General features: G+C 33.9%; 10 protein-coding genes. 7 read left to right on the top strand and 3 right to left on the bottom strand.

Annotated features, from left to right (window positions below):
- Positions 1-118 precede the first annotated feature (118 nt).
- The gene (locus tag JOOMADRAFT_RS20395; protein ID WP_008613525.1) at positions 119-469 is read right to left on the bottom strand and encodes a DUF6686 family protein; all 351 of its coding nucleotides are present in this window, start codon (positions 467-469) and stop codon (positions 119-121) included.
- Between the two features lie 103 nt (positions 470-572).
- Positions 573-1,472 (bottom strand): DUF6607 family protein, encoded by a 900-nt coding sequence (locus tag JOOMADRAFT_RS11430; protein ID WP_008613524.1) that lies wholly within the window; start codon positions 1,470-1,472, stop codon positions 573-575.
- Positions 1,473-1,583: 111 nt separating this feature from the next.
- On the opposite strand from JOOMADRAFT_RS11430, the gene JOOMADRAFT_RS11425 reads away from it, so the two are divergent.
- The 7 genes from JOOMADRAFT_RS11425 (at position 1,584) to JOOMADRAFT_RS11395 (ending at position 10,486) form a co-directional block, all read left to right on the top strand.
- On the top strand, positions 1,584-3,704 hold the full coding sequence (locus JOOMADRAFT_RS11425; RefSeq protein ID WP_008613522.1) for a TonB-dependent receptor plug domain-containing protein: 2,121 nt from the start codon (positions 1,584-1,586) through the stop codon (positions 3,702-3,704).
- Between the two features lie 6 nt (positions 3,705-3,710).
- On the top strand, positions 3,711-5,195 hold the full coding sequence (locus JOOMADRAFT_RS11420) for an HmuY family protein (RefSeq protein ID WP_008613520.1): 1,485 nt from the start codon (positions 3,711-3,713) through the stop codon (positions 5,193-5,195).
- A 1-nt stretch (position 5,196) separates the two neighbouring features.
- Entirely contained in the window at positions 5,197-5,643 is a 447-nt protein-coding gene (locus JOOMADRAFT_RS11415) for a DoxX family membrane protein (protein WP_008613518.1), read from the top strand.
- 134 nt (positions 5,644-5,777) lie between these two features.
- On the top strand, positions 5,778-6,554 hold the full coding sequence (locus JOOMADRAFT_RS11410; protein ID WP_008613517.1) for a hypothetical protein: 777 nt from the start codon (positions 5,778-5,780) through the stop codon (positions 6,552-6,554).
- Between the two features lie 44 nt (positions 6,555-6,598).
- Positions 6,599-7,963 (top strand): MATE family efflux transporter, encoded by a 1,365-nt coding sequence (locus JOOMADRAFT_RS11405; protein WP_008613516.1) that lies wholly within the window; start codon positions 6,599-6,601, stop codon positions 7,961-7,963.
- A 191-nt stretch (positions 7,964-8,154) separates the two neighbouring features.
- A complete protein-coding gene (gene ffh / locus JOOMADRAFT_RS11400) occupies positions 8,155-9,483 on the top strand; it encodes a signal recognition particle protein (protein ID WP_008613515.1) in 1,329 nt (442 codons plus the stop codon).
- A 118-nt stretch (positions 9,484-9,601) separates the two neighbouring features.
- Entirely contained in the window at positions 9,602-10,486 is an 885-nt protein-coding gene (locus tag JOOMADRAFT_RS11395; RefSeq protein ID WP_008613514.1) for a bifunctional 5,10-methylenetetrahydrofolate dehydrogenase/5,10-methenyltetrahydrofolate cyclohydrolase, read from the top strand.
- Between the two features lie 151 nt (positions 10,487-10,637).
- Here the strand turns inward: JOOMADRAFT_RS11395 and JOOMADRAFT_RS11390 are convergent, their stop codons facing one another.
- On the bottom strand, positions 10,638-11,675 hold the full coding sequence (locus tag JOOMADRAFT_RS11390) for an AI-2E family transporter (RefSeq protein ID WP_008613513.1): 1,038 nt from the start codon (positions 11,673-11,675) through the stop codon (positions 10,638-10,640).
- Positions 11,676-11,687: the final 12 nt, after the last annotated feature.

Genomic DNA, 11,687 nt, shown 5'->3' with positions numbered 1-11,687 from the left:
TAAATTCCGTCAACTTTTATCGGACAACAACAATAAAATTTAAAAACCCCGAAAATTTTTTCGGGGTTTTTTGCTGAAAATTCAGCCTCGAAACTAACAAACTCAAACAATTAAATGGCTAATTCGGGTATAGTTTGTATTCAATATCGCATAAGCTTAGCAAATCGTATTTTTTTGGACGTAGCTTTATTAGCGCAGCAAGTTCTTCAACTTCTTGTTTATTTAGTAAAATAAGTAAGTTAGATTGGATGGTTGGAATTGGAATCCTTTTATCATAAATAGAATATTTGTATTCTTCCTCCCAATAATCTACTTCAATATTGTGTAAGTAATTATGGAAACTCTCAAATTCAACTTCAGTAAAATTAAAGTTGAGGTTGTTGTAAAGTAATTGATACATATTGTTGTGTTTGCAATAAATCAAAATACCATTTTTAGACCTGTTTAATACTTTAAGATTTTTACACATAATCACTGTTTTTAAATCCCTCATGGAGGGTTTTATTCCCCCAGAGCCTGTCCTGAGTTTACCGAAGGGCTCTAGGTAGAAATAGATTAAATATTGCGGTAATTTATTTCACAATAAAGCTGTCAATTACTGCTTCAATTTCTTTTTTACTACTGTTTGCAGGCATCGCAAATAAATGCGCAAATAAAGGTTTGTTGTCAACGCTTTTTTGTAACTCAATATCTTTGTTTTGCTCAAATAAGTCTTGCCATTTATTTCTTACAATTTTCCAGAAAGCTTCATTTTCTTTCCACCAATCTTGTGCTGCTTTACATTTTTCATCAGCTACTTTTGTATAGGTGTCGTAGCCTTTTTCTTGAGCTAATACAAAATCATTTCCTTCATCTTCTCTAATAATTTTATCATTATCCTGTTCATGCAACCAACCGTAATCTGTAATGGCATGTATGTTTCTACGCTTCATAACATTATAATCGTCTCGAACGGTGTGTTCTCTTCTAGGTAAAGGAGCATCGGTGGTGTTTACCCAATAATTTTTCCCGTCAACATGTACCCAACTTGCGGTGCCTTCATAACGCGGACTATCATCTACTTGATACACTTTTTGTGTCCATTGCCCTTTTACATCTTCTTTCGCCAATTTTTCAAACTTCCATGTTTTGTCTTTATAAAACTGATATAAATTGGTGTTTTCATACAACCAATCTTGCCTCCAATGTTTAATAATCATGGTGTCGTTGGCAATTAATAAATGCTGCATTACAATTTTATTGGGTTTGTCTTCTACCAATTGTACCCATTCTAAAGCGCCCACTTGTTTTACTTTGGAAGCTTGGTAGGTAGAATCTTTTGCGTTGTTAAATGTTTCGGCAAAATTGAAACGTACTTCATAACAGCCACACATGTCTTTAATGTTTTTTTGATCCGCACTTTTATCGTGCTTTTGAGCTGTTACAGCAAGGCTCGCCATTGTTAAGCCTATAAAAATTGATAATTTTTTCATTGTTGATATAATTAGTTTTTCATTTCTGATGGAACAAAAATATAAAATTTATTTAGATTGAATAAAAATAACTATATATTTGTCAAAAATTATTCAGAATCAATCTAAATAATGAAACAACTAACATACCTAATATTATTTTTAACTGTAAGCTTTGGTTTTGCCCAAAAGGTTCAAATAATGGATTCTTTAGTAGTAAACGATTTGGAGGAAGTAGTAGTTACTGGACAGTACAATCCGCAGTCGGTAAAAAAATCGGTTTATGAAGTTACTGTAATCAGTCAAGCAGACATAAATCGTCAAGCAGGAAACAATTTGGCAGATGTTTTAAATCAGACTTTAAATATTTCAATTCTTCCAAATGCTTCCACTGGGAAATCAAGTATAAAAATGTTTGGTTTAGACGGTCAATATGTCAAAATTTTGGTAGATAATATTCCGCTAGTAAACGATGAAGGTTTTGGAAATAATACCGATTTAACGCAAATTAATTTAGATGATATTGAACATATTGAAATTGTTGAGGGCGCCATGGGAGTTCAGTATGGAGCAGATGCCGTTGCGGGTGTTATTAACATTATTACCAAAAAATCGGCTAATTACAAATGGCAAATAAGACCCTATTTACAAGAAGAAACCATTGGAGATGAGTATGGGTGGTTTGATAAAGGAAGGCATATTCAATCGTTAAGTGTTTCTAATAATATATCTGAAAAGTTATATGCTAATATTACTGCCACACGAAACGATTTTGCAGGATTATGGGGAGATAAGCAGGGAGAAAGTTATCAATATAACGATGGAAAGCGTGGCTATGAGTGGCTTCCTAAATTGCAATACAACACAAAAGGGATGTTGAGCTATCAAGCTGAAAACATGAAAATGTTTTACAAGTTTGAATATTTTAATGAAAAAGTTTCTCGTTACGATTCCGTAGTAAGAGAAAATTACAACCCTTCCACACAAACACGAAACCCTATTTCTTCGGACGAAATATTTACTTCCCAAAGATTTATGCATCATTTAAATGCAAACGGAAGTTTTAATAGCGGAATTTTATACAATGTTTCGCTTTCTTTTCAGCAGCAAAAGAAAAATGCAGAAACGTATAACTATAGAATTTTAGAAGAAGAAAAGTTTGATGTAGCAGAATTTGAATACGAATCGCGGAGCATATACTATTCCAAAGGAACGTTTAGTAATTTTTTAAATGAAAGTGCTTTTGATTTTCAAGTTGGTTATGAGATTAGTCAAAATGAAGGGTATGCCTCTTCTATCTCTGGAGATTATGATGGAGAGAATATCCGTAGAAAAATAGGCTCTTATGATGTGTTTGCATCTGCAGAATACGTACCAAATAGTAGGCTTTCATTCCGACCAGGAGCTCGGGTTTTCTTTTCAAACAAATTTGATACGCAAACCGCTTTAGAATTGTCTTCTAAATATCTTTTTAAAAATAAGATGGAGGTTAGAGCGGTTGTAGGTACAGCGCCAAGAATGCCAAATTTTACAGAGCTGTATTCTTATTTCGTAGATGCCAATCATGATGTACGAGGTAATGAAGACTTAAAACCAGAAGAGGGGATTTCTGCTTTTATTCATGCTAAAAAAATCTTCGAGTTTCAGAATAATTTCAGCTTAAGAAGCAAATTATCTGTTGGATATATAGATGTAGACGACCGTATTGAACTCATCATTGTAAATAGTTCTCCTTTAGCATATCAGTATACTAATATTGACAAATATAAAACATGGAATGTATCGTTTTCTAATGGATTTATGTATCAAAATATTAGTGGAAATTTAGGAATTTCCTACTCGGGAGTTTCTAAAGTTTTAGAAGGGAGAAATTATGATGACGATTATTTAAAGGCATTACAACTAAATGCAAGTTTGTCTTATAGTGTTCCTCAATGGAATACCACTTTTTCAACATATTTTAAACACAACGGACCCGAATATCAGTTTTTGCAAGATCAAGATGAAAATGGAGAAACAATATTAATTAGAGGCAAACAAGATGCGTATAGTTGGTGGGATGCGTCGATACGAAAGGCATTTTACAACAACAAACTTCAGCTAACTCTTGGTGCAAGAAATTTATTAGATGTTACTAGGGTAAACAGCACATCTGTGAGTGGCGGGGTGCATTCAGGACCTCCCTCTAATGTGCTCTTGGGGTACGGAAGATCCTACTTTATAAAACTATTATATAATTTAAATTTTAACTAGACAATCATGAAAAACAAGTTTTTAATCTTAAACCTCTTTGTTTTATTTATACTCGCATCCTGTAGTGATGACGATACTAAAACTACGCAAGAATTTGTAGTAGCTTTTGAAAATCCTTCGGTAAGTTTAACTACGGAAGAAGAAACAAAGGAAGTTAAGTTAGTGTTTTCTAGAAACGCAGCAGAAAACGGTACGGCTACAATTACCTACACAACGGTAAATGCAGAATATGACACACATTTTACAACCAATCCAGCATCGGAAGAGGGTACTATTACAGTTCCTGTAACTGCTGGAAGCAATTCGGCGACTTTTACCCTTAATAAATTACAAAACCCAATTGAAGGAACCGAAATGTCGGTTACTTTTAAGTTAGCTTCTATTTCAAATCCAGAAAGTAGCATACAAGGAAATACTTCGTTAGCGGTTAGTTTTACAGAAAGCGCTGCTCTTGGTGGGGTTTTATCTCCAGATTGGGGAGGTTCTACATATCCTAATCAAGTATTTATTGATTTGAGTTCTCAAAAAATGACTCCAATTAAAAGAGATACGTGGGAGCTCGCTTTTTATTCTGGATCAGAAAATAGAGTGTTTTTAAATCCTGCATTGAGAGTTTCAGCAGCAGAATTAACTCAGTTTACAGATATAAATGCGGTAACTAGCTCAACAGTTTTCGATCCACCATTAGTCATAAATAGTTTTGATTTATTTACACAATCTTTTAATGAGGTAATCGTAAATTCAGTTGAAGAATATAAAGTAGGAGTAAAAGTTTCGTATTCAGTGTATGAACCATATGTTGATACATCTACAGGAGAATTAGAGGGAACTGCAATATCTGAAATTGCTGTAAATGATGAAGAGAACAAAGTTTATTTGGTTTATATGGGAACAGAAATTGAAGATACACCCGCAGAACCAGGAAAGATAAATACTGGGTCTGTAGATAGAGGGTGGTACAAAATAAGAGTTACAATGGAAGGGGATAGTTACAAGTTGAAATATGCGCCTTTAGATGCTACGGATTATTCTGAGGTGTTAATAAGTAAAACTCCGCAATATAACAGTACTGCTTTTAGTTTGACAAATAATAAAGCATTATCTGTAGAACCAGCAAAAGCAGAATGGGATCTTAATTTTTCAGGAGTTTTTGCAACTGAAATTGGAACTACTTATTCAGATTTTGTTTTACACAATACTTTAGGTGGGACAGGGGTATATGAAGTAGTGATAGAAGATGGAATAAAGTCTTATGAAGATTTTACGATGAGCGATGTAATAGAAGACTCATTAGTATTTGATAAAAAGAATATTATAGGAAGTGGATGGAGATCTACAACAGGACCTTCTTCATCAACGCCTGTATCAAAGAATGATAGATATTATGTTCTCAAAGACACCGATGGAAATTATTATAAAATCCGTTTTACTGCTTTGTTAAGTGAAAGTGGAGAGCGTGGATATCCTAAATTTGAATATAATTTGTTGTAAGATGAAAGCAGTTAGTATTTTATTTATAATCCTTCGATTGTTTTTAGGCGGACTCATGATTTATGGAGGAATTCATAAGTTTGAACAACCAAGTCCTACCCCAATTGAAGTGTTTCAGAAAGCCGAAAAATTCTCATCTCCAGAGAAGAAAAGTACCCTTCAAAAAATACTTTATATAAGTGGCGCAAAGCAAACAGGCTACTTTTGGCAGGTATTGGGAATTTGTGAGATTTTATTCGGACTCTTATTAATTATTCAAGGAACAAGTTTTATAGGAGCTATTTTTTTACTTCCTATAACCCTACATATTTTTCTGTTTCATTATTTTTTGGAAAGGGAAGAAACAGGAGAATTACTAAAAACCTTAGCCTTTTTTGCCATCAATCTTGCTTTAGTTCTTAAGGAATATAAAAAATGGAAACCTCTAGTTTGGATAAAACCAATTTAGAGAGAAGAAATTTAATTGACTTTTAGTCAGTTAGATAATTAGTTATTCATTAATTCATGTGGTTAGAGGCGCTTTTTAAAGAGAGCGCCTCTTTTTTTATTGAATATTAATATATTGCATAAAAAAACGAACGAATGTTAAAATATACCTTTCGCTATTTTTTAGTAGCTAGCTTCATCTTTTTTGTGTCTTGTGCTAAGGATGACGATTCACAGGAAACAAATAATCCCACAAAATCTGCTAATAGACAGGGTACAGGAGATTCAGCTAACGATTTTTTATCCGAAGATAATTTTACAGATTTAGTTATTGAAGTGGTGTATGTTGAAGGATTTGAGCCTTCGCAAAGCTCCTTAGATAATTTAGTTTCTTTTATCAATCAGCGTTGTTACAAATCTGGAGGTGTGGAAATAAATAAGCGTTCTATAGTTTCTCCTAATAAGGAATTATTTACCATTGAGGAGATAGATAGTATTGAGAAAGAAATAAGAACACACTATAATTCTGGAAGTAGATTAGCATTATTTGCTTTTTTTGTGGATGGAGAATACAAGGACAACGATGAGAATTCGGTAGTTCTAGGAGTGGCATATAGAAATACATCATTTGTTATTTTTGAAGAAACCATACAAAAGTTTAGTAATGATTTTACAGAACCTAGTCGTGTGCTATTAGAATCTACCGTTTATAGACATGAGTTTTCTCATCTTTTAGGGCTTGTAGATTTGGGTTCCGAAATGCAAGCAGACCATCTTGATACAGAAAACGGACATCATTGTGATGTTGAAACTTGTTTGATGAATTACCGTGTGGAGTCTGGTATTAATGTAGGGGGAATGATTTCAGAAGAAAATATTCCCAAATTAGATAGTCAATGTTTAGCCGATCTTCGTGCCAATGGAGGGAGGTAGTTTCCTATAAATAGTTTAACTTTAAGCTATATTATAATTAGTGGATGGAAAAAGAAAATAATTTAGTTAAAGGTAATATTCTTAATTCACTTTTAGGATTAGCCTTTCCAATTATTATGGCTAATATACTACAAACCATGTATCAATTAATTGATACATTTTGGTTGGGGAGATTGGGTGCAAATGCAGTAGCAAGTGTAAGTTTAAGTTTTCCTATTTTGTTTTTAGTATTATCATTGGGAGGTGGATTAACACTTGGAGGTACGGTTATAGTATCTCAGCACAAGGGAGCAGGAGACCAAAAAATGGTAAATTATTCTGCTTCTCAAACTGTAATTGTAATTTTTTTTATTTCTATTTTCTTAGCCTTTTTAGGCTACTATTTAGCCGATCCACTTATGAGATTAGTGGGAGCAGGTCCAGAAATATTAAACGATTCTGTTACCTATTTTAAGGTTTCTTCATGGGGATTTATTTTTCTATTTATGTTTTTCGTATACCAATCGCTAATGCGTGGAATTGGTAATGTTTTAATTCCGATGTATATCGTTTTAGCTACCGTTATTCTTAACCTTATTTTGGATCCTCTGTTTATATTTGGTTACGGTTCTATCCCTGGTTATGGAGTTGCGGGTGCTGCTATTGCAAGTATAATTACACAAGGAATTTCTGCTATGGCAGGAATGTGGATTCTCTTCCGAGGAAAAAGGGGGATTAAAATTAAGTTTTCCCATATGAAATTCGATTTTAAATGGGTTAAAAACTTGTTTGTTATTGGAATTCCTTCCAGTTTAGATCAATCCAGTAGGGCAACTGCAATGACAGCAATGGTTATGCTAGTTACAAGTTTTAGTAGTGATGTGGTGGCAGCCTATGGAATTGGTGCTAGAATATTGAGTTTAGTAATTGTTCCCGCTTTGGGATTATCTATTGCAACCACTAGTTTGGTGGGGCAAAATATTGGAGCAGGGAGGATTGATAGAGCAGAAAAAGTAGGGGATTTAAGTGCGTTAATTGCCGCAATAGGACTTACTTTTCTAGGGATGTTGTTGTTCTTTTTTGCTGAACCCCTAACTCGATTTTTTGTTCCAGACGATGAAAATGTGATTCAAATAGGAGCTAAATTCATTAAAATAATGTCGCCTAGCTTTGGTCTGTTAGGAGTGCAACAAGTTTTAAATGGGGTATTTAATGGAGCTGGTTTTACTAAAGTTTCCATGTTAATTTCCATTATAGCTTTATGGGTGGTTCGGTTTCCTGTTGGCTTTATGTTATCCAATAAAACACCTTTGGATTATGAAGGGATTTGGTGGGCTTTTCCTATTTCCAACGCCCTCACTGCAATTATAGCGTTTGTATATTATAAAAGAGGAGCGTGGAAATATAAAGATTCAATACTACAAATATAATTTGATGCCTTTTGTAGTCTAAAGAAGTAAAAAAGGCTAGAAATTGTAGTAGAAATAACTCAAATATTACAAAATATAACATTTCTGATAAACTATACACTAAGAAGTCTAAAATAAGCTTCCAACTTCTAATCCAAATTCTTAAATTTGCACTTCCCAAAGAATGAGGGGCTAAAAAGAAGGAAAACAATATGTTCGATAATTTAAGCGATAAGTTAGATAAGGCGTTTCATGTATTAAAAGGACATGGACAAATTACAGAGGTAAACGTAGCAGAAACACTTAAAGAAGTACGTCGTGCGTTGCTTGATGCCGATGTTAACTTTAAAACAGCTAAAGAGTTTACTAATACTGTAAAGGAAAAAGCTTTAGGGCAAGATGTATTAACTACATTGAAGCCAGGACAATTGATGGTGAAACTCGTTAAAGATGAGTTGATTGAGTTAATGGGAGGAGAAGCTGCTGGAGTTGACCTTTCTGGAAGTCCATCAGTTATTTTAATGGCAGGGTTACAAGGTTCGGGTAAAACTACCTTTTCTGGTAAACTAGCAAACTTTCTAAAAACTAAAAAAACTAAGAAACCTCTTTTAGTAGCTTGTGATGTGTATCGTCCTGCTGCGATTGATCAGCTTCATGTTGTAGGAGATCAAATAGGAGTGGAAGTTTTTTCTGATAAAGGAAATTCAGATCCTGTTGCAATTGCAAAAGCAGGGATTGAGCATGCTAAAGCAAATGGACATAATGTAGTTATTGTCGATACCGCTGGACGTTTGGCAGTAGATGAGGAAATGATGAATGAAATTTCTAATATTCACACTGCAATTACACCAAATGAAACTTTATTTGTGGTAGATTCTATGACGGGGCAAGATGCTGTAAATACTGCAAAAGCATTTAACGATGTATTGGATTTTAATGGGGTAATTCTTACCAAATTAGATGGTGATACTCGTGGTGGAGCAGCGTTGTCAATTAAATCTGTTGTTAATAAGCCAATTAAATTTATTGGTACAGGGGAGAAGATGGATGCAATAGATGTTTTCTATCCTTCTCGTATGGCAGATCGAATCCTTGGAATGGGAGATGTGGTTTCTTTAGTTGAAAGAGCTCAAGAGCAATATGACGAAGAAGAGGCTAGAAAACTTCATAAAAAAATTGCTAAAAATCAGTTTGGTTTTGATGACTTCCTAAGTCAGATTCAACAAATAAAAAAGATGGGAAGCATGAAGGATTTACTAGGAATGATTCCTGGTGCCGGAAAAGCTTTAAAAGGAATGGATATAGATGACGACGCTTTTAAGGGAGTGGAAGCCATTATACATTCTATGACTCCAAGTGAGCGTTCTAATCCTTCTCTTTTAAACGGAAGTAGAAAAAAACGTATTGCCAAAGGGAGTGGAACATCTATCCAAGAAGTGAATCAGTTGTTGAAGCAATTCAATCAAATGAGTAAAATGATGAAGATGATGCAAGGCGGTGGTGGCCGTAAGATGATGCAGATGATGCAAGGAATGAAATAGATTGTTTGTATCTGAAGCTTTAAAGTTTAAAGCTTTTATGGCAACAATTAAGTGTTTTGAAGGCTTGAAATTTTCAAAGTAGAGACCTTAAATCTTGAACCAAATAATAAAATAAATAATGGAAATTTTAGACGGAAAAAAAATATCCAACCAAATAAAAGACGAAATAGCTGTTGAGGTTGATAAAATAAAAAAGAAAGGGGAAAAAGTTCCTCATTTAGCTGCTATTATTGTTGGGAATGATGGTGCTAGTCTTACGTATGTAGGAAGTAAAGTAAAAGCTTGTGAGCGTGTTGGATTTGAGTCTACATTAGTAAAAATGCCAAGCACAACAAGTGAGTTGGAATTGCTTAAAAAAATTGAAGAGCTTAATAAAGATGAAAATATAGACGGATTTATTGTACAGCTTCCTCTTCCAGAGCAAATTAACGAGCAAAAAGTACTAATGGCTGTAGATCCAGATAAAGATGTAGATGGTTTTCATCCAATGAATTTTGGTAAAATGGCTTTGGATATGAGTACTTTTATCCCAGCTACTCCTTTTGGAATTTTAGAGCTTCTAGAAAGATATAATGTAGAAACTAAAGGAAAACATACGGTAGTTATTGGTCGTTCTCATATTGTTGGACGCCCAATGAGTATTTTAATGGGGAGAAAAGGATTCCCTGGAAATTCTACAGTTACTTTAACTCACAGTCATACTAAAAATATAACGCAAATAACGTCTCAAGCAGATATTATCATTACCGCTTTAGGGCAACCAAATTACTTAAAAGCAGAAATGGTAAAAGATGATGTAGTTGTAATTGACGTTGGAATTACACGTGTTCCAGATGAAGATGCGCCTCGTGGATATAAAATTACAGGAGATGTAGATTTTGAAAATGTTAGTAAAAAAGCAAGTTATATTACTCCAGTGCCAGGTGGTGTTGGACCGATGACTATTGCAATGCTATTGAAAAATACATTGTTAGCGCGTGAGCGCCATAGAGCTAAAAACTAATTGGGTGTAAAATAATAATAAGAGCCTTGAATCCTTCATTGAGGGGTTTATACCCCAGAGTCTGTTCTGAGTATATCAAAGTGTTCTACGTAGAAATGGATTAAATTATTATCCTTTGAATACCTCGCAGGCTTGCCTCGAGGTAGTTGATTTATAAATAAGGGCTCTTTTTTGTTTCTTTTTTTCCGTATTCATTTTTATAAATCTTCACCAGTAGTAAAAATAAACTTACTAATAAAGGTCCAAAAATCAATCCTATAAATCCGAATAGAGGAACTCCAATAACTACCCCAATTAGGGTTATTAATGGATGTAGATTGGCTAGTTTGTTTTGAACAATTATTCTGAAAACATTGTCAGTAGATCCAACTACTACAGCTCCATATATTAACAATCCAATTGCTTGCCAACTCTCCCCTTGAGAGAAAAGCAAAAGAGTTACTGGAAGAATTCCTAAGGCAGTTCCTACAAAAGGAATCATGGAGCCTACAACAGTAATTACAAACCAAAACAAAGGATTTTCAACACCAAAAATATAATAACCAATTAAGGCTACAATTCCTTGCATTATGGCTACTAAAGGAATTCCAATAGCGTTAGATTTTACAATGTCGTTACTCTCTTTAGAAATAGCTTTAATATTATCATCATTTAAAGGAATATAAGCTAGTATCATTTTTTGTAGATTCTTTGTATTTATCAGCATAAAGTATAATAAAAAATACATAATCCCGAAGGCAATAACAGTATCAAAAGTAGTGCCCGCCAAGCCTTGTATTTGCTCTGATACCCATCCAGAAACATCTTTTGCATTTACTTGAGAAAGTATATCAACCCCAACGTAGTCTTCTATTTGCCCTAGTTTTGACTTTACAATGGTGGTAAGTTCTTCGGAGTTTTGTACTGCCTTTTGTATTTTAGAAGAAAGTAATAAAATGATAAGTGTTACTGGAATGATGATGATAAAGATTGACAAAACAATAATTATAGTGGCTGCCAGCCAAGGCTTTAATCCTTTGTTTAAAAGCTTACTCATAAAGTTTTTAAACAGTACATATACCGTAATTGCTCCAAGTATTCCAGAGAGATAAGGAGTCATTTCTTTAGTAATAAGATAGCCGAGAGCAATAATTGCAAACAGCATAAATAATTGGCGTATTAACGCAGGACTCAAACGATCTTTACTCATATCTTAAGGTTG

The organism is Galbibacter orientalis DSM 19592 (assembly GCF_000260115.1).
GTDB classification, from domain to species: domain Bacteria; phylum Bacteroidota; class Bacteroidia; order Flavobacteriales; family Flavobacteriaceae; genus Galbibacter; species Galbibacter orientalis.
The sequence above is the reverse complement of the archived record's forward strand: the minus strand, read 5'-3'. Positions and strand labels throughout refer to the sequence as shown.

What these genes read in the sequence shown, in the direction of transcription:
- JOOMADRAFT_RS11430 (WP_008613524.1), bottom strand. Translation starts at nt 1,472, where the DNA reads ATGAAAAAATTATCAATTTTTATAGGCTTAACAATGGCGAGCCTTGCT.
- JOOMADRAFT_RS11425 (WP_008613522.1), top strand. Translation starts at nt 1,584, where the DNA reads ATGAAACAACTAACATACCTAATATTATTTTTAACTGTAAGCTTTGGT.
- JOOMADRAFT_RS11420 (WP_008613520.1), top strand. Translation starts at nt 3,711, where the DNA reads ATGAAAAACAAGTTTTTAATCTTAAACCTCTTTGTTTTATTTATACTC.
- JOOMADRAFT_RS11390 (WP_008613513.1), bottom strand. Translation starts at nt 11,675, where the DNA reads ATGAGTAAAGATCGTTTGAGTCCTGCGTTAATACGCCAATTATTTATG.
- ffh (WP_008613515.1), top strand. Translation starts at nt 8,155, where the DNA reads ATGTTCGATAATTTAAGCGATAAGTTAGATAAGGCGTTTCATGTATTA.
- JOOMADRAFT_RS20395 (WP_008613525.1), bottom strand. Translation starts at nt 469, where the DNA reads ATGTGTAAAAATCTTAAAGTATTAAACAGGTCTAAAAATGGTATTTTG.
- JOOMADRAFT_RS11395 (WP_008613514.1), top strand. Translation starts at nt 9,602, where the DNA reads ATGGAAATTTTAGACGGAAAAAAAATATCCAACCAAATAAAAGACGAA.
- JOOMADRAFT_RS11410 (WP_008613517.1), top strand. Translation starts at nt 5,778, where the DNA reads ATGTTAAAATATACCTTTCGCTATTTTTTAGTAGCTAGCTTCATCTTT.
- JOOMADRAFT_RS11415 (WP_008613518.1), top strand. Translation starts at nt 5,197, where the DNA reads ATGAAAGCAGTTAGTATTTTATTTATAATCCTTCGATTGTTTTTAGGC.
- JOOMADRAFT_RS11405 (WP_008613516.1), top strand. Translation starts at nt 6,599, where the DNA reads ATGGAAAAAGAAAATAATTTAGTTAAAGGTAATATTCTTAATTCACTT.